The following is a 26,916-nucleotide window of genomic DNA, read 5'->3' as shown; positions in this document are numbered from 1 at the left end:
TTTCTTTGGACTTTCTAACAAATTTTTTCATAGCTTTTTTATCATTTTCTGGAAGTTCAAATTTTTTTCTTGACATACTAATATATTAAACTTAATACCATATAAATATATCACTAAAATTAATTTTCCACAATAATATACTGCTAACACTATTGGAACTTTACCTGTTACAGGTAGCTATAGTGGTCACACTCAACAAGCCATAGTATTAAAAATGACCTATTAAATATTAATAAGCCTACTACTAATTCAACTATTAATGTTGATCCTGTTCAAATTGGTGATAATACTACTATAAGCAGCCAACTAGAAAATTACAGGCATCACTCAACTCAATATTACTGTAAACGGTAATAATCAATTAGTAAGTGTCAATAGTACTGGTGGTTGGAGTATGAATTATACTACTACCCAAAAAGGCAATATTACTGTTACTGTCAGTCTTAATGGTCATGATAACTTCACTGATTTCACCAATTCTACACATTTTATTGTGAATAAAAGAAATGCAAATTTAGTATTAGGTTCATCACCTACTGTGGTTGGTGAGGCTGTTGATTTAATAGCTACACTCACAGATATGAATGGTAATCCATTAGCTGGTAGAAATGTTACTTTCTTTGTTAATGGTAAAAATGTTGGGGAAGCTGTTACTGATATTAATGGTATAGCTAGATTATCATATACTCCTTCTAAAGCAGGGAAATTTACTATATCTGCTGCTTTTATGGGAGATAGTGATTATCTTAATTCAACATCTGAAGATAATTTAACTGTTTCAGTAGTACCAGAACCTACACCAACTCCTACACCTACTCCTACTCCAGATCCAAATGACAATCCAGTAGATACTAGTAATGTTAGTGCTACTATGAAAAAAACAGGAATACCAATAATAGCTATCATATTAGTACTATTAACCACACGGAATAGGCATTAAGAGAAAACAAAATTAAAACATATTTTTTTTAGGGTGATGGAAAGATTTTATTATTATTCTTTCCATTATTTATTTTAGTAATAATTTAGAAATTTTTTTTAAGGACAATATTACATACTAATTTTTATAAATCACTTCAATCATCAAAATAAATTAATAATACTCTATCATTTTCCTTTAAGTGACTCTTATTAATAATAAATAATTAGCAATACAATAAAAGAATTGAGTAATATGTAATGTGTATAGAATAACAACTACATTAGTTAGTTGATTCTATATCATTATTGTTATTAGTTATGTCTCCTTGTATTAACATATAATCAAGAATATTATTTATTTTTTTGGATGTTTTTTTAGATGTTGATTTAAATCCAAAATTCTTTGAAACTTGTTTAATTAATTTTTTAGAATCAATAGGGGAGTTAAATTTTAAAACTAATTTTATATTTTCTTCTATTTCTTCATTAGCTATCAAGTCAATGTTTGGTTTTTTTCTTTTTCTAACTGGTATTTTTGATCCATTATTAGGGAATAAAAAGTCATCTATTATAACAATAGATCCTTGTTTTTCAGCAGTATTAATAGCATCACTGATTATTTTTTTTATTTTTACTCCAGTGCGCTTAATATTTGATTTTTCTCTAATCCTTAGGATAACTTCATTTTTATGAATTGGTCCTTCAAAATTAACAACAACATTAACAGATTCGGCTATTTTGTCATTAGATGCATCATATAGTTCTTTTGAGCTAGTTATACCTACTTCATTGATATATGTATATTGAACAATTGAGGACTGTAAATCATAATCATCATTGGATATTATTCTATCATCTTCAGTTTTAAACTGATTACTTTCTTGGTATCTCTGTTTTTCAGTTTCAACATATTCTTTATTTATATCTTGAATGATGTCTTCTAATGATCCATCTAAGTTTTCCGAGATTTGATTTTGAAGTTTGTTTATATTATTTGAAGAATCCTCATTAAAGCTCTTAACTTTATCATAAGAATTTTTTTGATTATTAATATCAAGATTATTAGATAAATCATCAATGATGGGATCTTTTGTTCTATCTATAACCACAAATTCTTCTGGAGCAGTAGGGTTTTCAATTTCTTTTAATGAATCATTAATATATTTAACTTCATTTTTAATTTCTGTAATAGATTCACTGACAGATTTAATTCTATGTTTAAGTGAATCAGAATCCTTTTTATTTCTCGAATAAAAAACATTGTTTTTCCTCAAAGGACTGTTGAAAGTTTTAGCTCCTTTATAAACCTTAACAGAACTATCATTTTCCTTAAGATCTTGAGTATTAATTAATTCATCAATAATAAAGTTCTCATTATCCTCGTTATTAATAATATTGTTAATATCCTTATCATTATTTAAATTGTCAATTTTATTTTCATCATATAGATTACTATTATCAATATTATCATTTAAAATATGACTTTCAATATTTTGATCTACATCACCAATTAAATTACTTTCAACTATATTATCTATTTTTTCCTTATAGCTATTTTCATTTTTATTATAATCACTAGATGTATCATTATTATAATTTTTTGATGTGAATGAATTTATGATTTCTTCTAATTCATCAGCATTATCTTCATTAGAAATAGCAGTAATATCATTAAGAGGATTATTGTCATTTGTAATATTATTATTATTAATATTATTAATATTATTTTTTAAATCACTTATATTACCATTAGTATTATTAATATTATTAATATTATTTTTTAAATCACTTATATTACCATTATTATTAATATTATTATTATTATTATTATTTAAATCGCTTGTATTATCATCAATATTGTTATCTGGATTATATATATTATTATCTTCATTATTAAAATTAAAATCAATATTAGATCTGAATTTAAGTTTTTTATTATCAATATCAGTAGTATTTTCAATATTTTTATTATTATTTAAATTATTTTGACTATTATTCGTATTGATAACTTTATCATAGAATTCATCATTTTTAACAATCTTATTAGTTTCATGAATAGGATTCTCATTATGAATATGATGGTGCTTTTTATTTAATAGATAATCCTTAGTATCTGTAGTTATTTCATTATTTTTATTAAATATATGGCTATTTTTTTCTTCAATAGCTGCATTTGCTTGTTTTTGTTTTTGACTATTAATTAAATTATTAATAAAATTGTCTGTTTCATCTGTAGAATTATCTATTTTCTCTTTGTTGGATAAGCTAAATTCAGATTTAAGATCAATAGGTTCTTCAGACAGATTTTCTTCATGGATATTGATTTTATTTTGATCTTTGAGAGAAAATTCTACTTTTTCATCGTTTATATGCTCAATATTATTATTTACTTTATCTTCATTATCTAAATTATCATCTGCTTCAATAGCTATTTCTCCATTATCTAAATTATCATCTGCTTCAATAGCTATTTCTCCATTATCTAAATTATCATCTGCTTCAATAGCTATTTCTCCATTATCTAAATTATTATCTGTTTCAATAGCTATTTCTTCATTATCTAAATTATCATCTGCTTCAATAGCTATTTCTTCATTATCAGATTCATATTCCTCATTTTCATCATGTCCAAGTACAATTGAAAGATCATCATCTGTGATTATTGGTTTAATTTCACTTTGACTAACTTCATTTGCAAAGGTTTCAATCTTGGTTTTTTCAATGAAATTTAATAGCTTTGTTCTAGCTAATTCTCTGTTCCTATACCAATCTGTGGACCAAAGATGGTAAAGGTTCCAACCAAGACCAGTTAAAACTTGATCTCTGAGTCTGTCTCTGTCTCTAGCTACTTTTGAAGAATAATACATTTCTCCATCACATTCAATTCCAAGAATGTATTTTCCAGGATTTTGATCATCTACAATAGCTAAATCAATTTTAAATCCAGGGGATCCTACTTGCTTGTCTACAGTATAACCATTTTCTTCTAAAAAATTAGCTATGGCATCTTCAAAGTTTTCATTATTTTTATTATTTTTATTGTGAATGATTCCTTTGGATATGTTTTCAGAGTATTCTAGGAAATTTTTTAGAGCTTTAACTCCAAAAGGAGGATTTGCTGTTAAATGCATATCATATGATTTGAAATTAGCAAAGACTACACATTTCTCTTTGGCCCTAGTTATTAATACATTAAGTCTTCTTTCTCCCCCATCTTGGTTTAGTGGACCAAAATTAAGAGACATTTTACCTTCGGTATCATATCCATATCCTACACTAATTAGTATAACATCCCTTTCATCTCCTTGAATTGTTTCAAGATTTTTAACAAAGAATCTATCATCTTTTTTATCAGAAAATAAATGTTCAAGTTCAGGGTGCTGTTTTCTTTCAAATTCAAGCTCTTCAAGAATGGCATTCATCTGTGCAACTGAAAATGTTCCAACACCTAAGCTTTTAGTATCACCATACTTATCAAAATGGTTTAAAACTTCTTTAGCAACTTCTTGTGCTTCTATTCTATTGGCAGATGATTTTCCCCTATCATAATAAGTTTTAGGATTATACTTGAATTTAAGGCCTAGAGATTCAGTATTATGTGAAGGTGATGGATAGACCAATAGCTGATCATCATAAAATTCATGGTTGGAAATGTTTATTAAAGATTCATGACGACTTCGATAGTGCCATTTTAACATTTTAACTGGAAAAGACAATTTACATAGATGAAGAATACTTTCCATATCTAAAGCAGTAGCTATTTCTTCCTCAGATTCTCCACCAATCAACTGATCAAAAAAGGAGGTTGGAGGTAGTTGTTGAGTATCTCCCATTACAACAGCTGTTTCAGCTCTCATAAATGCTCCAAGAGCATCCTCTGGTTTCACTTGACTTGCTTCATCAAAAATTACAACATCAAATTTTAATTTAGGGTTAGTTGGATCTAAATATTGAGCAATTGATAAAGGACTCATCATAAAGCAAGGTTTTATTTGTTTAATTATTCCTCCTGATTTTTCAAGAAGCTTTCTAACTGGAAGATGACCACTTTTTCTTGTGAGTTCTCCTTTCAATACCTTAATTTCTTCATCATCAGTTGCAGTGTTGATATTTGGAATTTTCTCATTTAGTTTGTTAAAAATCCTTTTTCTATTTAACTCAATTATCTTTGAATCTAAGTCTTTAAAGTCAGTGATCCTATTTTCGTGGAGTTCTCCAACGAAAGTGGCTAAAGCTTCATTTTCAGTGAATATTATATTAAGAAGACTGTCTGCAAAATTTCCATAAATTAAATATCTAACATCATCTTTTTTAATATTTCTATCTTCAATAGATTTTACAAATAATGAAGATTGAGTTTTTAAACAAGCATTTTTAGTATTTAGATATTGAGACCAAAGATGCAAACTAGATAATTGACCTTTCCACGTATTCAGCTGTTTTTTCCATTGATCAAATGAAACATCATCAGTTTCTTTTTTAAAGATTAATTTATTCCGTGGATTCAATTTAGACTCTAATTTTTTGAGATTTTTGTAGAAATTATCTCCACTCCCAACATAATCCTTCATTTCATATTCAGCATTTATATCAACCATTGAATTATAAAGAGAGTCTATTGTTTGTTTACTATAAATTCCTTCTTTTAAAAAATGATTAAATTCACGCATCCAGTTAGAAACATCTTTTAGCTCTGAAACAGAGGCCTCTAAATGCCATAGTTCACCAAATAATTTTGTTCCTGATTCTTCGAGAGATTGTAATTTTTTTCTAAATTTAATGTGTTCACGGACTGCTTTAAGATCATTTAATATACTTTTATCATTTGAAACCTTTGATTTAAATTTTGAAGTGTAAAGAGAAAGTATTTCCTCTTTGTTACCTTTTCCTCCAAATAGTTTGAACTTTCTATTGGTGAATTTTTCAAATTCAGCTATCATATCATCTAAATTTTCGTTAACAATTGAATCCTTAAATTTTTCCATTACTTTAGAAGTCATTTGATAATCTTCAAGGTTTTCAATGATAGTATAGGCAAGACGTGGATTTTCAACCCATTCTTTATTGGTTAATATTGAACTGTCAATTAGTTGAGTATATTTGTTATCTAAAAGTTTTAATCCATCTAATGATTGTTTATATGATTTGATATCACTTGCTTCTTTAATACCATATGTCTCATAGACTTTGCTTGCTTCAATATTAAATTCATCTAATGAATTTAAAGTATCTTGAATCAATAGCTCAATTTCTCTCAAATCTCCAGGAAGTAGACTTTTAGGAGCGCAGTTGTTCCATGGATTATTCTTCCCAAGAGTTGAGTATAATTCTGCGAGATTTTCAAGATCTATAATCATATCATCTAAATCTCTTTTAGTGATAGCTTCAGGAGATTTCATTCTAACAAGGGGTAAAATAGTATTTTGTCTTGAAAAATGATCATCAGCTACTTCTTTTAGTCCATATAATTCAAATGGAGACATTTTAACTCCATAATTTTCTTGATGTATAACCTCTGCATAATCATCAAGTTGATTTTTTAAGGATTCTAGCTTTCTTATGGTTTGATCTATATCCAACCTTATTTTTCTTTGCTTATTCAAAGCCCTTTTGAGTTCTTTAAGAAGCTGTTTTCTCCTAGTTTTATGACTATGAATTTCAAGGGTGAACTTTCCAAGTCCTACAGAATCTAATCTACTTTTAACCACTTCAAGTGCAGCCATCTTTTCACTAACAAATAGTACACTTTTATCTTCAGCTAATAATTCAGCTATTAAATTAACAATTGTTTGTGATTTTCCAGTTCCTGGAGGTCCCTCTACTACTAAATTTCGTCCTGCTTTAACATCTTCAATAGCTGCTATTTGAGAAGAGTCTGCATCAAGAACATGATACATATTTTCATAAGATAGCTTCTTATCAATCTCTTCTGCATTAAATGAATGATCATTTTGATTAACTTTAGGATTGAATATAGAATCAACTAACTCATGTTTGGTTAAATCAATATTTTTCCAGCTATCTGGGTTGAGATCATTATACATTACAAACTTTGTAAATGAGAAAAATCCAATAGAAATATCTCTAACTACCTTCCAATTTCTGGTTGATGGACTTTTAGCTATTGTATTTCTAACATCTCTTAGATAATGATCAATTGCTTCAGTGTAAGGTTTTATAGTAAACTCAGGGAGTTCTAGTCCTTCTTCTCGAAGCTTAGCTTGTAGAGATATGTTTGTTTGTATATCTTCTTCATTCCAACTAATTGAAAATGATTTACCCACTTTTTTCCTTTCTAGTAGAACAGGAATAAGAACAAGAGGAGCTTTTTTTACTTCTTTTGGCTTAACATTGTCTCTCCACTCCAAAAAACCAATAGCTAAGTAAAGAATATTATAACCTTGTTCTTGAAACATTAATCTTGCTTGTTGATTTATATAAAAAAGCCTTTTTTGAAGCTCTCTAGAAGAAAGGGGAATTTTAAGAGAAGTATTTCCATCTTTAAAGATGCTCAAATCGATTGGAGAATGATCCCAAATGCCAGAAAAGCGTGAAGCTCTTGATTGCGGAGATTCAGAATCTTCAGAGTTCCTACTTTTATTATCTTCTTTATTTGGAACAAAGTGCATCTTTTTCTTTTGTAAAATTAGGGTTTGATACACATGATTTGGAGAATTATTAATAACTTCAAGAGTTTTAGCCCTATGTTTAAAATTAAGAAGTTGATTTCTTGAAGTTAAATCTAATAACTTTTTTCTAAGATTTTCAAACTCTTTTTCAATCTTTTTGGAAGATGATTTTCCCATTTATATCCCCAATACAAACCCAATAATAAAAATAAATTTCACCATGTTAATTATAAATACATTATTTAATATTAAATCATTAATTAATAAACTTTTCTAATATTATAATTCAAAATAGCTAAAAAAATAGGAAACATTTCATATTTTAAATAAATAGATAATTAAATTATTATTATTGAAATTATGAGTAATAATTGAAAGAATATCTAATCTAATCTTATTAAATCTATTAAGAGTATGTTAATTTGTTTTAATGAATAATTGATAAAAATGATTATTTTTACAAAGTTTTATTTTTTGTACTGTGGGTTTAAAGTTAATATAAGTTTGTATTGTTTCTTAATTTATTTATGTTAAATGTTTTGAGTTATTAAATATTAAATAAAGTTATAATGAAGATTGATATCAATATTAGTTCTAATGAAGATTGATATCAATATTAGTTCTAATGAAGATTGATATCAATATTAGCATTGATTAATTAATTAAATTATTTCTATAATATGATTTGTTTGTTTGAATAATAATAATAATAATTAATGATTTAATTTTATAGAATTAGTTTTTTTAAAATAACATATTGTATTATATTTAGATTTTTCAATTTAATTAGCCTTTATTTTAAAATTATCAAATTATTAATCTGTAATTTTATTAGTTTAACTTTATAAAATACTTAAATTCAAATTTCAAGGAGTTTTTATCCATGAAATTTCACAAATTATCAGACGGTATATTAAATAAATATATTACTTATTAAAATATATTCTAATAGTTTAATAAAAATATATTTAATAAAGTATAGTTTAATAAAAATATATTTAATAAAGTATAGTTTAATAAAAATATATTTAATAAAGTATAGTTTAATAAAAATATATTTAATAAAGTATAGTTTAATAAAAATATACCTAATAAAAATAAGATTTTTAATCAATTATAAATTTATCATTCAATATAATTCATTTTGTTCAAAATTAACTAAGATAGTAAAGTTTAAATTATAAAATATCCAATATAAGTATTATCTAATATAAATATTATATAGATTATATTTTCTTTATATTCATTTTACTAATTATTTTTATTAGCCTGTTTAATTGCTAGGATTATAGTATAGTAATTATCGTAATTATGGAGAATAAATAAGGCAACAATAATGAAGATAATTATTGATAATGAAGATAATTATTGATAATGAAGATAATTATTGGTATAAATATAATTATTAGTAAATTATTTAAGAATAAACTACTTATAAAAATTATAAAAAGATTATTAAGGATCGATAATATGGAATTTAATAATAAAACAGCTATGGTGGGGACTCCTTGTCAAATTTTAGCTGCTACTAAAATTAATAGCTATTCTGAAGAAACTGGAGGATCTCCAATTGATATAAAAATTGGATTATTCTGTATGGAAAATTTTTCATATACCTATTTAAAGATGTTTTTAGATGAAAAAAAAATAGATTTAAAAGATGTTAAAGAGTTTCGTATTGAAAATAACATGTTTAAAATATTTTTAACTAATGGAAAAGAGAAAGATTATACAATAGCTGAAACTGATTCCTTTAAAAGAAGAAATTGTGAAATTTGTGTTGATTTTACTTCAGATCTTTCTGATATTTCAGTAGGGTCCGTTGGTTCACCTAAAGGTTTTTCAACTCTAATTATTAGAACTTCCAAAGGTAAAAAAATAGTTGAAGGAGCTATTTCTGAAAATTATATATCCTCTGAACCAATCACTGAAAAAGGAAAAAAATTACTTGAAAAAATAGCTAGTAAAAAGAAAAAAGAAAATTTGAATTATATAACATCCAGAGAAAACATTTCCCATCCTGTTTTATATGAGAGAAAAGTTACAGATGATATTATAAATGAATTAGCTATTCAAAGTCAATTTGAAAATTTGGATAAAGATGTGATAAGTGAAGGTGCTTGTGTTCTTTGTGGTGCCTGTGAATTTGTTTGTCCATCCGATATAATTCAAATCAATGAACGTAAACCAGTACGAAAAGGAAACTGCCCTGAAGATTGTCATGCATGCTATTTTGCTTGTCCAAGAACGTTTCTTAGTGAAAACATACGCTCACATGATTTAAATTCTAAGCCATTAGGAGATTACTTAGAAATACTCACTGCTAAATCAAAAAATGTTACAGGGCAAGATGGAGGAGTTGTAACTTCAATACTACTATATTTGTTAAATAAAGGATTAGTTGATGAAGTATTTGTAGTTGGTGAGGAGAAAAAGAACCCTTGGAAACCAATAGCCAGACTAACTAATGATACAGAAGAAGTTTTAAATGCCGCAGGAACTAAATATAGTACCGTTCCAGTAGCTTTTAAAGCATTAAAATCTAAAAATAGTTCTTAGATATGTTTTATTACAATTGAAGTAGTTAAATTTTTATTTTATGTTAAATCTATTTTACTAATTTTATTTATTTAATTTTATTTATTCTTTTTTTAATTGTATCTAATTTTCTAGAAAAAATATTATTTTATTGAAAATTTATTGATGTTACTATAATGTATAATAGTAATGTATAATAGAAATTAAGTTTTAAATGATTAAATTAAAAATAAAGAATAAAAATTAAGTTTTAAATGATTAAATTAAAAATAAAGAATAAAAATTAAGTTTTAAACGATTAAATTAAAAATAAAGAATAAAAATTAAGTTTTAAACGATTAAATTAATTAATTTCATCACACATCCTCATTAAAAAACTAGCTAATGAGACAATATCCATACGATTGTGTTCAATTATTGGAACAAGAGGACCAATATTATTCTTTTTTAGATAAGTTTCATAATATTTAGGGATCTGAGAACCTGGAACATCATCAACTCGATTTATATCAAAAAGATGAGATTCTATTGTAGTTAATTTACAATCAGGGACTTGATTTTTCCATAATCTCCTTGCAAAGTAGAGAAGATCATAATTAATTAAATTATGAGAATAATCCATCCTATAATAATTAAATCTATTTTTAATAAATGGAATATCAAAACTAGCACCATTATAAGTTACAAAGACTGAATCCTCATCTAAATGAGAATTAAATCCTTCTAAAAGAGCCGGTTCCTCTATTTTATCTCTAAGCAAATATTGAGTAGATTCAATATATTTTCCTTTAATCTCAGCTAATCCCATAAGAATGATTGGAACATTGGATAATCCCAATGTTTCTATATCCATGAATTTGAAATTTTCTTCTTCTACAGAACCTGCACATTTTAAAACATTGTTTGGAGAATAGCTATTTTTTCTAACTAAATGAAAAGTTTCAACAAAAGAACTAGATTCAATTTTGTCAATAGCTATTTGAGCCAACTGGGAAAATTTTTCATGTTCTAACAAAGAAGGAATATCGGTATAACCTTCTTTTAATAACTTTTGTTCAGTAACTTGACCAATTTTTGGAACCAAAGTTAAATCACTGAATAAATGTTTCTTAAAATCATTCTCTTTTAATGAAAAGTCGATTTTCTGTTTTCTGACTATCTTTAAAGTCTCTCCAGATTTTGTTTCAAAAATCTCACTACCTTCAATATCATCTATTTTCTGATTTTGATATTCAGTAAGAAGCTTTTCCTTTAATTCTGTATATGAATTGTTGGAATTTAGATGAGCTTTAGCTATTGTCTCTTTAGATGGATTTTTTGAAGACAGTGATTTTGATAATATTGATTTCAATATATCATCTTTATGTGTTTCATAATTGGATGGCATTTTTATCTACTTCCTACTTTTAATATAAATTTAATGATTATTAGTTAGTAATATTTTTTTAATTAAAGTAAAATATAATGAATTATGATGAAAAACTTGATAAAATTAATAAATATGATAAAATTAATTTATACTATAGATACCTAATAATTATAATTTTCCATCAAAATACAGACTCAAATAATATCTTTTAGTAAAATTATTATAACAACATACTTTATTTCATCAAAATACAGACTCAAATAATATCTTTTAGTAAAATTATTATAACAACATACTTTATTTCATTAAAATACAGACACGAATATATTATATTAAAATATATAACAACATACTTTATTTCATTAAAATACAGACACGAATATATTATATTAAAATATATAACAACATACTTTGTTTCATTAAAATACAGACACGACCAATTTATTTTAATAGAATTATACTAAACAGGATTTATTTTACACTATATATCTATTTTAAAACTAATTAAAATGTAATTGGGAGTACAACAAGATTGAATATTCTCTATGTTGAAGCTATTTTTACCATAGGCATCAAATAAAGATTTAAGTTCAGATTTAACTTCATCAATATTTTCAGTATCAAAGAATTTAATATTTCCTAAGTATGATTTTTTATTACTTAATGAAATTGTAGTGATATCTTTAAGCTCGGATGTATATTTTTTTAATAAATCTTGTGTTTTTAACAAAATCTCTGTTTTAATATGATTATCTTTATTATTTTCAGTCATAATTGATCACATATATAATTAAATCCATAATTGAATTTTGATACATTATTATTATTATTATTATTATTTGAATTTTATATTTTTTATCTAAAATATTTAATTTAATATTTTATCTAAAATAATTTAGATTGTTATAACCTATGAATAATTAATTCAATAAAATTTATTATAACGATTTATTTTATATTTTAATTTAATGATAGCAATTAATTTAATGATAGTAATATATTTGTTTGAAGTTACATAAATATTTGACTTAAGAAATATGATAATAGATAGTAATATAAGAAAACTATTAGTTAAAAATAAATGCTAGGTATTATTTTTATCATTTATTTTTACTATGATAGTTATAATAGTTCTTATGATTTTTGTATATAAAATCATGAAAGATATTAAATGAAAAATATGATTCTTATGATTTTTCTATATAAAATCATGAATTATTTTGCTTGATTTTTCAGTTTTTCCAACAATAAATAAGCATTTTCATGAGTAGGATCTATAATTAAAGCTTTTTTTAAGAAATTAGATGCACCTAAATAATCTTCTTGAAGTTCTAAAATGACTCCTAGAAGATACCAAGCATTAGAATATTGTTTATCTTCATTTATTATTTCTACAAGAATATCTTTGGCATAGGTATAATTTCCTTCTTCAAAAAGACTTACAGCTTCCTCATATTTGGTTTTAGAATCATTTATATTAATACTTTTATTAATATTAATCTTATCATTAACATTAATACCCTTATTAATCTTATCATTAACATTAATACCCTTATTATTCTTATCATTAACATTAATACTATTATTAATCTTATCATTAACATTAATAGCCTTATTAATCTTATCATTAACATTATGATGTTGATTATTTATATTGGTAACATTAGAATCATTTAGACCAATATCATCCTTAATCTTATCAACGGTGCTGGAAATAGCTATATTAGAATCATTATTTATCTGTTCTTGAATGTAATTCAATATATAACTAGTTGCATCTTTATGAAGAGGTTTATTTTCATTACCGCATTTAGGAGAATAAATACATGCAGGACAACCATCACTACACTGACAGGTATCAATTAATTTAGTTGTTGAATCTATAAGATCTGTGAAAACTTCCATAGCTTTCTCAGTAATTCCAATTCCACCTTCATAAGCATCATAAATAAAAATTGTAGCTTCTTGAGTATCTTCATGATAATTAGTAGAAAGTCCACCTATATCAAACCTATCACACATGACATGAAGGGGGAAAAGTCCAATTAAAGCATGTTCAACACCATGGAGACCTCCTGCAAATACATCATCTTGATCGAACTTCTTTTCTAAGCTATCTTTTATCACTTTTGGAATTGTAAACCAAATTCCTTTTGTTTTAAACTTCAATGGAGGTAAATCTAGGAAATATGTCCCAATAGTTTTAGAAAAATGCATCTTCTTATACTTAAAAAAGTCTTCAGATACTTCTAATTCTCCAAAATTTACAGTAAAATCTCCAATTTTCTTTCTTTTTAATTTTTTTCTTATATTGATATCAACAGTCTTTAAAACAATGGTATGATATTCAGTAGCTCTCTTAAATACATTTACATATTTATTTTTTAGATTTACACTATCAACTATGTAGGTTTCTCCTTTATTAATTAAAACAGCCCCTTCATGAGCTTCTCTATAAACCTGAGATCTCTCCATTATTTCAAGTAGTTGATTGTTATTCATTACTTTAAAAATATCTGTAGATAGCTGATCAAGAGAATGGTTAAAAGAAGGTTGATCATCATAAGGATAGATATATTGACCTCTTGAATTTTCAACAAGATCCTCATTTTCAATTAATTTATTTAAATAATTATTCCCTGTTTCTTCATCATGAATATTGAAAATATTTTCAGCCTCATCATTGGCAATAGGAAGTTCATTAGCTGCACAAATAACATGAGAACTAGCTATTATTTCATTATTCAAATCTACAATTGCATTTTCATGAGGTTTATCAAAGAAAAATCTTGGATTATTCATGAAATATTGATCCAATTGATTTTCAAAAGCAAGTAAAATCACCAATGATTTCTGATTTTCTCTTCCTGCTCTTCCAGCTTGTTGCCATGTGGAAATCATGGTTCCAGGATAGCCTGAAATGATAACTGCATCAAGGGATCCGATGTTGATTCCAAGTTCCAGTGCGTTGGTACATGTCACTCCTAAATATTTCCTAGATTTAAGACCTTCTTCGATTTCTCGCCTTTCATTTGCTAAATAACCTGCCCTGTAGGCAGTTATATTATCTGCCAATCTTCTTTTATAAGCTAACATATCCTTTTTAGCCCACATAGCTATGAGTTCAGCTATTTTACGAGATACTGTAAAACACAAAGTTTGAATGTCTTTTAATAGAAGATACAGAAATATGTTCTCTGTTTCTTGATGAATTGATAATCCATCAGCTATTTTAGATCCTTGATCAGAATTATTGGTATTAGCTATTCTATCTTCAATAAATTGATCTTCAGTATTATTTCTATTGATTTTGTTATTATTCTTATTAAGCAAAGCTTCATTATCATCTTTATTATTTTTATCCTTAGTATTTTTCTTAATATTCTTATAAAAAGGATTATAAAATATGAAATCTTTTTCTCCACTTGGAGAAGTATCTTTATCAATTAAATGGAAATTTTCTCCTACAAGTTTACTAGCTAATTCTTTAGGATTAGCTAAAGTTGCAGATGAAAGAATAAACTGAGGTTTGGAGCCATAAAAATTAGCTATTCTTTTTAAACGCCTAATTAGATAAGCCACATTTGAACCAAATATGCCCTTGTAATAATGAGCTTCATCAATTATTATATACTTTAAATTACTATAAAATCGCTTCCATTGATGATGCCAAGCTAAAATATGATGTAATTGATAAGGATTAGTGAGAATAACTCTTGAACTTTGGCGAATCCCATAACGTTCACTTTTTTCAGTATCTCCATCATAAGTAGCTGGTTTAATATTTATATTTAAATTCTTTTCAAGGATAGAAAGAACATTTAATTGATCATTAGATAATGCCTTAGCAGGATAAATATACAATGCAGTTGCATCCTTATTAGATGAAAGTGTATCTAAAACCGGTAAATTAAAAGCAAGTGTTTTTCCAGAAGCCGTAGGTGTGGTAATAATTATATTATTTCCATTTTTAATCTCATCGTAAGCTTGAGCTTGATGTTCATAAAGATGAATATCTTCATCTTTTAGATATCTAGCTATTTTATCATTTAGATTGTTCACTTCTTTAAAAGTAGCTATTTTTCCAGGAATAGTCTCAACATGAGCTATTTTATGGCGAAAACGAATATCTTTTTTAAATTTATCAATAGCTATTTTGTCCATAAGAATCATTATTTAATTAAATAGGTTAGATTAATAAAAATGGATATAATGTTATTAAACTCAATTATGCTAGTGTAATTAATTGTTATCACATTCACAAATAATGTTAATTTTATAATATATAGTAACAATTTATTTCTTATTTCTATTCTACTAATGATTATATATTACAAGTAAATAAATATTTTCCTAACCTCATATCAATTATTCATTATAACAAAACTTTGAGAGTGTTTCATAAGTTACTTTTTTGGAAATTTTCATGAAATTAATTTTCATATAAATCCTTTAAATATTAAACTATTGTAAAATAGCTACTAATCACTATAATAAAGTAGCTATTTTATTTTAAAAAATTTATATTATTTTAACTATGTAGAAATCATATTAAGTATGATGGAATCAGATATTAGTATTAACCAAAATAATAGTGTGATTCCATTTTAGTTCATGCAAAAATGAGTTAATAAAATTTACCTTTGTGTCTTTTAAGTGTGTTAAATGTCTTTATCAGAGTATTCTTGTGAAAAAATTTCTTTATTTCTTAACTAAATCATTCTAATGAATCTTTGATTTATAAATTTAGACTTTTGGCCGACCCTCAATCAATGAAAAAAATTAATTAGTAATTATTATATGAATAAATATTATTAGATAAATAAGATTATTGAATAAATAAGATTATTAAAGTAATTAGTATAGTTAAATATTTCATTAGATGACTTCAGCAATATTTATATACTAGTTTGCTATAAGAATATATACAACAGTTCGTTTGTTAAGATATTTGTTAAATATTTTATTTGAAATTTTTTATTATAAGAATAATCATATAGTTTGATAATTCACTATTAATATCATTAGTAATTATTTAATTATATCATAATAGTTTAAAAGTTATATTATAACTATAATGTTTTTTATATATATAATATAAAGAGTGCTTTTTCTTTAGTTAAAAATAATCAGTTTATAATTAAATTGGGGAGATATTATGAGTAATAAAGATAAAATAGCTGAGGCGACATTTTTGTTAGCACTTAGCCATGGTTTTGATAATGTAACTATAAAGCAAATTCAAGATACTGCCGAAGTTACTACTGGTGCGATATACTATCATTTTAAAGATAAAAATGATATTTTACTTTATTTACTTAATAAGTATTTTTTATCTCAACTCGATGAGTTTAGAAGAATTTTACTCGATTATGAAGGTTCAACTACTGAAAAATTGAAACTTCTTTTTCATTGCCATATAGGTTCTGATATTAGGAATGAAATTGCTTTTGATATGTCAGGCCTTGAAATCAATTATAAAGACTACCATCTCTTGCTTAAAGGTATTTATCATCAACATCCTGAGTTCAGACACTTATTCCATGATTATGATCTTAAAGCATGTAATCTTTATAAGGAAGTGGTTTTAGATCTGTTTGATAAAAAGGAGTTAAGAAATGATATTGATAGGAATGGACTAGGATTGTATATTTTTTCACTTTTAAGAGGATTTGTAGAAACTTGGGGAGCATTTCCAGAAATGTCTGTAGAAAAAGCTATTGATGAGAATGTTAAATTAATGATTGATACATTAAAGAAATAAAGTTAGTTAAATTCTTTATTTTAAAAAACATGACCTGAAGATTTAAGAATAAAGATATTATAATAATCTCATTTTAAAACAACTCAAGTTGAATGTTTACATTTGTTTTATAGCTATAATTCTATTAAATCAAAGGAAGATAGATTTAATATATTGAAGGTTAATAACTTTGGAGAATAATTAACTTCACCACTACAGGTTATTAATTTAAAAGATATTCTAAATTAATATATGTCTAAATAATTCTAAATGATTTAATCACCTTCCTTTCTTTAATTTCCGCGTTATATTATTATTTAAAAGATATTTTTATATTGTTATTTGAAAGATTACAATTCATATTCTTCTTTTATATCATTATTTAAAAGATTATATCTTTATAATTTTTTAGAATATAAAAATATAATATCATATTAGTTTCTATATTTTTATGCTTTTTTATATTATTTTTAATTTTTATGCTTTTTTATATTATTTTTAATTTTTATGCTTTTTTTATAATTTATTTTTAATATATTCTGTAAATTCGTTAATTTTAGACTCTAATTCTGAATCAGAATTTGCATTAGTTTTGTAAAATGTTTTCAATGGTGTTTTTTCAGACACTTCTTCCATTTTTTCTAGTGTTTTCTCATATCCACTTCCCCCACATGTACAAAAAAATGCAAGGTTTTTGAATTTTGATTTATTGTCAAGAATATATCTTAAAACTGAACTTGCCATAGTAGATGCCCAAACAGGAGTTCCAATGATCACCAAATCGTATTCAGATGGATCATTTTTTATAGGTTCAATCTCACTAGGTTTTCCCCTCATAGCTTCAAAAGCAGATAAAAAATAGTTTAAAGCTCCTGAACGATTTTTTGTATCTATGATTTCTTCTATATCACAATTTAAATTTCTTTGAATCTTTTCAGCTACTTTAGCTGTTACAGATGTTCTTGAATAATATGCTACTAAAATTTTCATTAATAATCCCCCATTTAATTTGATTAATATATATTAGGATTGCATTGTTTATAATTATTTGTATTTTGTAGATTATTCTATTATTTCATGAAAATAGCTATTTTAATCTCTAAATTAAAAATTTTAAATCAAGTAATTCATTACAATCTATTAATCATCAAATTATCATTTTTTCATATTTAATTTCTTTTTTATAAAATTTAATATTTTAATATTTAGTTTTATTAATTTTATCTTATTGTTATCTTATTTATTTTATTTAAACGAATATTTTTTAGAATAATCAATTAAAATTTATTAAATATTGTAATAAAGTATAAATACATGATTATGTGAGTAAATAGCTATAATAAAATCATGCAAAATTAGTATAAAATTAAATATTTTATATATAAGAATATGAAAAAACAATATAAAAAAAATGAAAAACATGAGGATTTAAAGGAATTTAGATAAATATAAGATGTTATTAAGATTATGAATAGTATTCATCTTTTCGTATCATCTTTTATATTAGATTTATCTTTTTTACATAGTATTTATATCTATATATTTCTATATTATCTTTGATTTTTTTTAAAATGGATTTATGCATTCTTTTTTCATTTGGGATTACTAAAATCAACGGGTTGGGCTTTAAAATTTAGGATGAAAATTTTTTAATTCAATTTGAAGAAATATTTAGTAAATTTTCATAACTTGATTTAAATTGTGAAAATTTGCTATTAAAGTTTATTAAGAATTAATTTTCTCAATTATAAAAATCTCTACTTTTTATCAATTATAAAATAAAAAATTTTTAAATATTTAGAGTAATGCACAATTCTAAAATGGTGAACAATATTGAAATATATCTTACTAATAACCTATTATGTTTAAAAAATAATCAACAATCACTAAATTATTCATTTTAGTATGTACTAGTTGAACAAAGGTAATTGTCCAACAAGACACAAGTTTAAAAACACAAAGCGTTTTTCTTAACTTCAATCTATCTACTTCAATCTATCTATTTTACATTATTTTATTTATTTCAGTTAAAGTTATCTTTTTTCCATTAACTGTAAATACATAGTCATCATCTATTTCTTCATGACTTGAATTCATTTGACTTAGAAGTTCAGATAATAGTATTTCTTTACCATTAATTTCAACAGTGTCTTTAGGATCGCCTTGAAGAGCAAAAAGATCATTTTCATCGTTAAAATCTTCTTCGTAATCATCAAAGGTTTGGTATTGTTTTAATTTGCCTTGAGATTTCATAACTCGAGGTTTATCAAATTTTGTGGTTTTTTCAATATTTAAAACAGTTATATTAAAAAACCAATCATCTCCAAAATCATACCAAAGTTGAAATTTCATTCCTTTTTTCAAAGCAAGATCTTTCAAACTTATTTTAACAGAAGGTTTAGAACTATCTAAAGATCTTTCATAAGTATTTTCTCCTTGATAATAATTATTGTCCATGTTAAATAGATACATATGGTCATAATCAAATTTAATTGATTTTAAAAGAGTTTTAGCTAAATCTTCTAAAGAGTGATCCTCTCTAATCTTTATAACTCTAAAAATTTCACTGTCACCATCATAAACTACTTTTAACTCATATACTTCTTTTTTTGTCATATTATGTCTCCTATTATAATAATAGTAATAATAGTAATAATAATAATAATAATAATAATATATTCATTTCTATTATATAACATACTTATAATTGAATTTTATTATATAATTGCTTTTTTCATTGTTTTTAAATTAAATTAAAAGTAATATTTTATTAAAGTAATAATGTTTTATTAAAATAATATTTTATTAAAGTAAGTAATAATACTTTATTAAAATAATATTATTATTAAGTTTATAATTACATTAATTATTATGAATTATATAATGATATGGTATTATATAATATTATATTATGAATTATATTATATAACATGAAATATATACTTAAATGGTTATTTAAGGAAATACCGAAATAATTAAATAAGGATAGTTATAAATTATTAATAGGTGTTTATATGTCAAAGAAAAAAACTAGCTTCACCTTAGATGCAAATTTATTAAAAGATTTAAAAATCAAAGCTGTTCAATTAGGAACTAGTCAAACTGAACTAATTGAAAAATTCATTAAACAAGGTTTATTTAAAGAAACAGAAAATCATAACTTAATAAATGATGAAATTGGAACTATTCAAATTGAAAACATAAAACCTAATTTATTAAAGAGAATTAGTAAAATAGCTAAAGATGAAAAAATTACGGAAGAAAAAGCTATAAAAGAAATAATAGAAAAAGGAATAGAAGCTAAAACAAAAAATAAAATACCGAAACATTTAATAGCTAATAAAGATACTTATGACCCTGACCCTGAAAGACTTATGAATATGTCAGGTATAATTGAAACTGATGAACCTTTTGACACTGCTCAGGCCATAAGAAAAGTAAGGAATATGGAGTATTGATAATGATTTTTTTAGATGCTAATTTCTTAATTAATTTCTATGTTAAAACAAATAAGGATTATGAAAGAGCTAATGAGTTAATGGAAGAAATGAAAAACAAAGAAAGAATAATATCTAATCTTGTGATAATGGAAGTTATAACAGTTATGAATGTTAAATTGAAACAAGACCATTATTTAGTGTCAAAAGTTTATAAAGAGTTAAATGAAAATTATAAGGTCATTATTGATAATGATTTTTATGGTAACGGTTTTGAAATACTTACTAAGCAAATGAAGAAAAATAAGAGAAGAATACCTTTATTTGATTCTGTTTATATAGCTCTGATGAGAGAATTAGGAATTAAAAAAATAGCTACATTTGATAATCATTTCGACAATATTATTGGTATTATTCGGGTTTGTTAAGGTTTTTTTGAATTATTCTAATAAAGTATACTCTTGTAAATTTTCTTTTGAAAACTCTTATGAATATTTTAGGGAGTTTATAAAGTAATAAATGCTTATTTTCAGTATTTTTCACATGAATTTCTCTTATTGTAGATTTTCAATCACCATGATTAACTGTATAATGATTTATAATTTTTTCTTGGTTTATTAAACTATTGTATAAAATTTATAGTATTGGATAAAACTTCTCAAAATTATAATACTTTTAAATATTCATATTATTAATCATTATTTTTATATATTAAAGAATTTATGATTATAGAAATTTAATATTATTTTCAAATCAAATGTCCAGTACGATATATGCCATAAAATGGTCATTGGTATAAAAAATTTTTTATTATATAGAAATATGTTCAATTAGTTTTTCAAACCCCTTTCTCCAAGATTTTTTCATCCCACTTTTATTCTTCCAAATAACTTCAGGTCCTGTCATTCTTTGCAGATCAAGGTTATATCTGTTTTTTTGTTTTTTAACTAGCTGTGAAGATTTGGTTTTGGTTGTTTGATAACATTTTTCCAATCCTTTTGATATTAAAATAACTCCACAGTAATTTTCCATTGCCCTAACTCTTAAAATATCAGATATAACTGATTCATATAATTCTTTATCTAACTTATCCCATTTACTTATTAAAATGTATTTTTTATTTTTAAACCTCTTTAATTTTTTATTATACATAAGTTTAAGATATATTTCTGGTTTACATATTTCATAGTCATTTAAAATACATAAAACAATATTAAAACCATTAAATTCGTTTAAATATAAATTTTCATCTATTTTTAGGGATGATTTTAATAATAATTCTATTTCATTAGGATTTATACTCAAATCTTGGTTTTTATTAATGGTTCCTTTTTGATTTGTATCTTTTTTATATGTGACATCTAAACTTTCAGTATCAAACACAAAAATATTACCTATCTCATCCCACTTATCATTAATTGGAAAAATAGTTTTATTCCATTTTATTTCTTCACCTTTAGGTGTGAATGCATAAATATAGGAGTTTGGTCTTTTAGCATTTTTATACCCCATAGTACAAAAATTAAAACACTCATTTTCTAATGCTCTTACTTTGTTGTATTTATACCATTTGTCAAATACAACATTCCCTCCAGTCGAATTTATAATCATATCAATGTTTTGTTTTCCATATGCTCTGCTAAATGCCGAATGATTACAGTCATAGCATATTGTCATTCCAATTTTTTTATTTTTTAGTGTTATTGGGCTGAAAAATTTATCAATGCTTTCTTTATAATTTTTTAACCCTAGTGGGGATGATTCTGCCATTGTATGTTTAAAATATATTTCAGTTAATGTTTCATTTCCTTTTGCATATGCATTAGCATAATAACTATAAATATATTTATCTCCCAAAGAAAGAGACTTGTTCAATTCATTTTTAGCATTCACATAGTGTTTGTATTCATGTTTCTGATGTGAACTACCAATTTCTCCCCCAATTATTATTGCACAACCAAATAGATTACTTATCTCTAAAGCAGTTGTTTCTATGGTTTTCCAATCTATATTTTCATAAAATTTATCATCAAATGGTGTTTTACTAAACTCTGGAAAGACAAATAAATCTATTTTTTCTTTTTTTACTGATGAAGTAATTTTATTAAATTCTTCTTTATCAATATCTTTCCTATTATCTTGAAGATATAAAGCAATTTTCATTTTTATCATCTACATGTCTACATAATAATTTAAAATATTATTTAATCCCAATTCGTTTTTAAAGAATGTCACATGATTTTTTGCCATAGATTTATCAGTACTTTTGGTTACAAGTATTCCCATAAAAGAGTTTTTAGACATATTATAAACTCCACCATTAGCATGTTTGCTGACACTAGTTTCTATTTCCATAGAAATTAAAGGAATAAATAACTCGTTTATAGAAATTAACTTTTCTTTAAGTCCAAACAAAATAGGATAATGCACATAGTCATTTTTCATCGATTCCGATATCTTTAAAAGCCAAGAAACAAATCCTTTTGGTGCATTAAAACCTAAAACCAAATCAAGTTTAGGAATATAAAAATTATCTCTTTGTTGTCTAGCTTTTGATACTTCATTTTTATCTGGGAATTTATAATACTCTTGTTTTAAGAAAAATAACGGAAATTTATCGTCACTGTTAGGATTCACATGTTTTCCAACTCTTTTTAAGATTTTATGCTTAATTTTTGGAATAATAGAGGAATAATTTTGCTTTACAATTAAATCGGTTTCCAAAAATGGACTAATTTTCTTATAAATATCTTCAGATTTTGTTTCTCCACCAAATCTGCTTCTAGAATCCATAGATTCATCACATTTTTGTATATTCATATCAAAGTAGCTTAATCTTTCAATGCTTTCATCAAACTGTGCTGTATCTAAGAAAATTATATTTTTGTCCCCACTATTCTCAGCAAAATAATGCTTAATTTTCATGCCTCTTCTATAAATATCCCTTTCGCTATGTCCATTATTATTCACAATCACAAAATTATATATGAATTTACCACTATACAAATTTAAAAAGTTACCCAGTTGGTATTTACTATTTGTTGATGAACCTTCAATTTCAAATCCAGCAAAAGGTAATCTTTTAATTTGTTCAAACATTTCAGGATCTTCTTTAAAAAATTCTTTAATATTTTCCAAATTTAAATGTTTTTCCAAATCCAAATACCAAACAACATCATATTCTGGTACATATGAGTTATTTTCATGCAAAGTTTCTTCAGTAACTGAAATAAATCCTAGTTTCTCACCTAATTCACGAATTTTCTCCTGAATTTTCAAAGTATCTTTTTTTGGCATAAGTAAACCTCCATACTAACAATATAAGTAAATCTATCATTGGAAAGACTTAAATTTTTCAGTTTCATGTAAAACTTTCTCTAATTTTTCTCTAGAATCCACACCTTTATCATAATAGTAAACATTGAATTTACTTTCAATGTTTTTAATCTCTTCTTTTGAATGAATTTTTCTTATTTCATCAAAATAAGAAATGTCTTTTATTTTTCTTGAAACAAATGGGCCTTCGGTTATATTACATGATGCATAAGTGAAATAGCTATTTACATTTATTTCTCCTGGAAATTTGCTTAAATTTTGCACAGGTGAATGTTCAACATTTCCTACATTAGCTAAAAGTGCAAAAACTTCACTTCTATAATCTACTTTTCCATCCACATTCTTTGCATTGATTTTATTCTTATTCACTTTATCTTGATGCTTTTCAGTCAAATCAAAATAATTTCCATGAATAAGCAACTCATGCATTCCTGGCTTAATAGCTATTAGCTCAGTGTAAACATTTGGTAAATCATTTTGATAATATTTTCTTAAAAATCTAATAATGAAATTAAACTCATTTGTTTCTTCTTCAAAATTAACTCCTGTTTCTTCTGGAGATTTAAATCCAATATCTTTAAAAATATCATCATTGTCTTTTCTTACATCAACATTTCCTTGATAAACATTTTTACCAGCTAATGCTTGAAATGGTCGATTATAGCTACTATGCAAAAACTTAGAAGGATTATCAAACCCAGATTCAAAGATAGATAATAGATACTTGTATCTTATACAGTTAAATATTCTTTCAAGCTCCATATCCCAAGGAACTAAATAGCTCAATATGTCTTCATTCCCGTCCAAACCTAGTAATTTAGTTCCAATAGCTTTTAAGGAATATCCTAATTCTCTTTCTCTAAATTTTTCACTAATCTCTTTAGAACTAATTAATCGATTTTTGTCATCAAATTCAAGAAGAATATGATTGTTATCATCAGTTACAAAAAGACCTTTTTTATCTAATCTTGTTAAAAAAAGATAATTCTTTGAATATTTAAGATTCATTATTATCTAACCTCATAATTACTTTATTTTCATCTTTTTAAATTACAAATTTATTGTACTTATGAATTAAAAATTCATAATGCCGTTTGATATAAAATTTAATTATATTATCTATTTCAATTTTTTTTCCATTTTCTTTTTTAATATCATAATGAGTTTCGTTATCTTTGTTTTTAATTATTTTTAAAATAAGTTTTTTTGGATCTGGATGGCCTTGCTGATCAATATTAACTTTTTCATTTGATGTTATGAACATACGATAAACCGATTGTTTATTTTTAAGTTTACATTGATTAAGAATATTTTCATCATCTTTAGGTTTAAAAGAGAATGCAACTTCCATATGTTCTTCTTTAAATCCAAATGAAACGATATTATTATCAATCCCATCAATTTTGAAATTAATATAATCTTTTGGACTAGGATCAATATGGATATCATTATCCCATTTTAACACTTTTTCTTTTATATATTCATATAAAATTTTTAAATTTCCATCCTTTGTCCTATTAATCTTATCATATTCTTCAGTAGTTTCATCTGAACCTTTTTTTAAAATATCCATAACTGTCCGTAATTTTTCATTCTTAGAGTTATTTTTACCATTCATAAATTCACCATTTCAATAGTTAATAGAATTTTTATTATTTTTTATTAAAAATAAAGATTTTAATTAGTTGCATTATCAATTAAACCTAATTCAAATATTTCATCCAATTGCTCAATAGATTCATTCCATTTTGAAATTTCATAATTTGTCTTTACTTCACTTTTTACTATCTTTTTCAATACTCCAAGAGACATTTTTGCTTTTTCCTCAGGAGATTGCTCTTCATGGGAGAATTTATTGTAAATTACTTCAGCATCTCTTAAAATATATAATATATTTTTTCTAAATTCTTCCATTAAATCCAAAAATTTTTCTTTTTTAATTTCTGAGATGGAATTATCATTTTTTTCGTCAATATTGCCATATAATCCAATTTTCATAGCAAAAGCTACAACTATTGAAGATATTATTTTATTCATTTGACTATCATTGAAATAGCTATTTTTTTGTTTTCTTTTTTCAATATCCTGAAAATAATTATCAACAACAAATCTCAAATTTTCACTAAATCCTTTATCTTCAATAGAATTAATTTTAGTTATTTGATTCTCAGTAAACATTACTGATTTTTTTTTGAATGATTTTGGTTTTATATTTTTAGCTAAAAACTCAAATAAGAGTTTGTATTTATTTTGATCAAAATCTTCAATAATATTTAGGAAATCTCTTGCTTTATAAAAAACTTCTTGTTGTGATGAACTTAAATCTTTACTTGAAAACGGTGATTCATTATAAATTAGTTTATAGACAATACATGCAAAATCAACACATTCATCATATTTCAATTCGAAGATTATTTTTGCGAAATTCAAAAAATAATATATTGCAGACTCATCTTTAAAATCACAATTTTCTAGTTTTGCATGAATAACAGAAATTAAATCACTGTCATTCTTAGAAATTAACATAATGGTTTGTGTATATTCACTATCTATTTCATCTTTCATCTCATAATCTATATTTTTTAGATATTCCACATATTCTTCAATACGAAATTCCATATTGTTTTTTTCACAATATTTTTGATACTTATCTCGATTATATTCATACTTCTTATATTCTTTATATTGTTTTTTATATTCTTCAATACTTTCTATATTTTCAAAACAACCTAATGAGTCCCAATAGAACATGTATTCATCAGAGGGTATCTTAATAAATTCATAAGTAGATTGTTTTAAAAATTTTTCATTTAAAAATTCATTATAATCTAGCTCTCCAACATACCTGTCTAAATCCATTAACTCATATTCAAAGTCATAAATGCCTAAATATTTATTATTATCAAGACCTTCATAAAATTCTTCTCTACTAATTAACATAAT

General features: G+C 24.5%; 16 protein-coding genes. 5 read left to right on the top strand and 11 right to left on the bottom strand.

The annotated features are described in order from the left end of the window. Positions 1-394 precede the first annotated feature (394 nt). On the top strand, positions 395-940 hold the full coding sequence (locus tag MBCUT_RS01095) for an Ig-like domain-containing protein (protein ID WP_067257695.1): 546 nt from the start codon (positions 395-397) through the stop codon (positions 938-940). 262 nt (positions 941-1,202) lie between these two features. On the opposite strand, the gene MBCUT_RS01090 is transcribed toward MBCUT_RS01095, so the two are convergent. After that, positions 1,203-7,727 carry a DUF3320 domain-containing protein gene (locus MBCUT_RS01090; protein WP_067257692.1) on the bottom strand — a complete coding sequence of 2,175 codons (6,525 nt, stop codon included), beginning with the start codon at positions 7,725-7,727 and terminating at the stop codon, positions 1,203-1,205. Positions 7,728-9,020: 1,293 nt separating this feature from the next. On the opposite strand from MBCUT_RS01090, the gene MBCUT_RS01085 reads away from it, so the two are divergent. After that, positions 9,021-10,109, top strand: a complete 1,089-nt coding sequence (locus tag MBCUT_RS01085) for a Coenzyme F420 hydrogenase/dehydrogenase, beta subunit C-terminal domain (RefSeq protein ID WP_067257709.1) — start codon at positions 9,021-9,023, stop codon at positions 10,107-10,109. Positions 10,110-10,431: 322 nt separating this feature from the next. Here MBCUT_RS01085 and MBCUT_RS01080 read toward each other — a convergent pair whose 3' ends face one another. The 3 genes from MBCUT_RS01080 to MBCUT_RS01070 form a co-directional block, all read right to left on the bottom strand. Continuing rightward, complete coding sequence (locus MBCUT_RS01080; RefSeq protein ID WP_067257690.1) at positions 10,432-11,475, bottom strand: ribonuclease H-like domain-containing protein; 1,044 nt, start codon at positions 11,473-11,475, stop codon at positions 10,432-10,434. Between the two features lie 463 nt (positions 11,476-11,938). Further along, positions 11,939-12,229 carry a hypothetical protein gene (locus MBCUT_RS01075; RefSeq protein WP_067257687.1) on the bottom strand — a complete coding sequence of 97 codons (291 nt, stop codon included), beginning with the start codon at positions 12,227-12,229 and terminating at the stop codon, positions 11,939-11,941. A 443-nt stretch (positions 12,230-12,672) separates the two neighbouring features. Continuing rightward, complete coding sequence (locus tag MBCUT_RS01070; protein WP_084270667.1) at positions 12,673-15,621, bottom strand: DEAD/DEAH box helicase; 2,949 nt, start codon at positions 15,619-15,621, stop codon at positions 12,673-12,675. 994 nt (positions 15,622-16,615) lie between these two features. Between MBCUT_RS01070 and MBCUT_RS01065 the strand changes: the two genes are divergently transcribed. After that, positions 16,616-17,221, top strand: a complete 606-nt coding sequence (locus MBCUT_RS01065; RefSeq protein ID WP_067257679.1) for a TetR/AcrR family transcriptional regulator — start codon at positions 16,616-16,618, stop codon at positions 17,219-17,221. Between the two features lie 495 nt (positions 17,222-17,716). Here the strand turns inward: MBCUT_RS01065 and MBCUT_RS01060 are convergent, their stop codons facing one another. Together MBCUT_RS01060 and MBCUT_RS01055 are read right to left on the bottom strand one after the other, a co-directional pair. Then, the gene (locus MBCUT_RS01060) at positions 17,717-18,190 is read right to left on the bottom strand and encodes a flavodoxin family protein (RefSeq protein WP_067257675.1); all 474 of its coding nucleotides are present in this window, start codon (positions 18,188-18,190) and stop codon (positions 17,717-17,719) included. A gap of 1,014 nt (positions 18,191-19,204) precedes the next feature. Then, positions 19,205-19,816 carry an IS1096 element passenger TnpR family protein gene (locus tag MBCUT_RS01055; protein ID WP_067257672.1) on the bottom strand — a complete coding sequence of 204 codons (612 nt, stop codon included), beginning with the start codon at positions 19,814-19,816 and terminating at the stop codon, positions 19,205-19,207. Between the two features lie 398 nt (positions 19,817-20,214). Between MBCUT_RS01055 and MBCUT_RS01050 the strand changes: the two genes are divergently transcribed. Then, on the top strand, positions 20,215-20,658 hold the full coding sequence (locus MBCUT_RS01050; RefSeq protein ID WP_067257668.1) for a hypothetical protein: 444 nt from the start codon (positions 20,215-20,217) through the stop codon (positions 20,656-20,658). A gap of 2 nt (positions 20,659-20,660) precedes the next feature. Then, complete coding sequence (locus MBCUT_RS01045) at positions 20,661-21,065, top strand: type II toxin-antitoxin system VapC family toxin (RefSeq protein WP_067257665.1); 405 nt, start codon at positions 20,661-20,663, stop codon at positions 21,063-21,065. Positions 21,066-21,447: 382 nt separating this feature from the next. Here the strand turns inward: MBCUT_RS01045 and MBCUT_RS01040 are convergent, their stop codons facing one another. From MBCUT_RS01040 to MBCUT_RS01020, 5 genes are read right to left on the bottom strand one after another with little or no spacing between them, the layout of a single operon-like run. Beyond that, positions 21,448-22,800 (bottom strand): nitrilase-related carbon-nitrogen hydrolase, encoded by a 1,353-nt coding sequence (locus MBCUT_RS01040; RefSeq protein ID WP_067257662.1) that lies wholly within the window; start codon positions 22,798-22,800, stop codon positions 21,448-21,450. Between the two features lie 9 nt (positions 22,801-22,809). Continuing rightward, on the bottom strand, positions 22,810-23,934 hold the full coding sequence (locus MBCUT_RS01035) for a hypothetical protein (protein WP_067257659.1): 1,125 nt from the start codon (positions 23,932-23,934) through the stop codon (positions 22,810-22,812). 36 nt (positions 23,935-23,970) lie between these two features. Then, the gene (locus tag MBCUT_RS01030) at positions 23,971-24,981 is read right to left on the bottom strand and encodes a hypothetical protein (RefSeq protein ID WP_067257657.1); all 1,011 of its coding nucleotides are present in this window, start codon (positions 24,979-24,981) and stop codon (positions 23,971-23,973) included. A gap of 37 nt (positions 24,982-25,018) precedes the next feature. Continuing rightward, entirely contained in the window at positions 25,019-25,591 is a 573-nt protein-coding gene (locus MBCUT_RS01025) for a hypothetical protein (protein ID WP_067257654.1), read from the bottom strand. 59 nt (positions 25,592-25,650) lie between these two features. Further along, positions 25,651-26,913: a hypothetical protein gene (locus MBCUT_RS01020; protein ID WP_067257651.1), complete on the bottom strand. Its 1,263-nt coding sequence runs from the start codon at positions 26,911-26,913 to the stop codon at positions 25,651-25,653. Positions 26,914-26,916 lie beyond the last annotated feature (3 nt).

The organism is Methanobrevibacter cuticularis, from assembly GCF_001639285.1.
In the GTDB taxonomy this organism is placed as follows: domain Archaea; phylum Methanobacteriota; class Methanobacteria; order Methanobacteriales; family Methanobacteriaceae; genus Methanobaculum; species Methanobaculum cuticulare.
The sequence above is the reverse complement of the archived record's forward strand: the minus strand, read 5'-3'. Positions and strand labels throughout refer to the sequence as shown.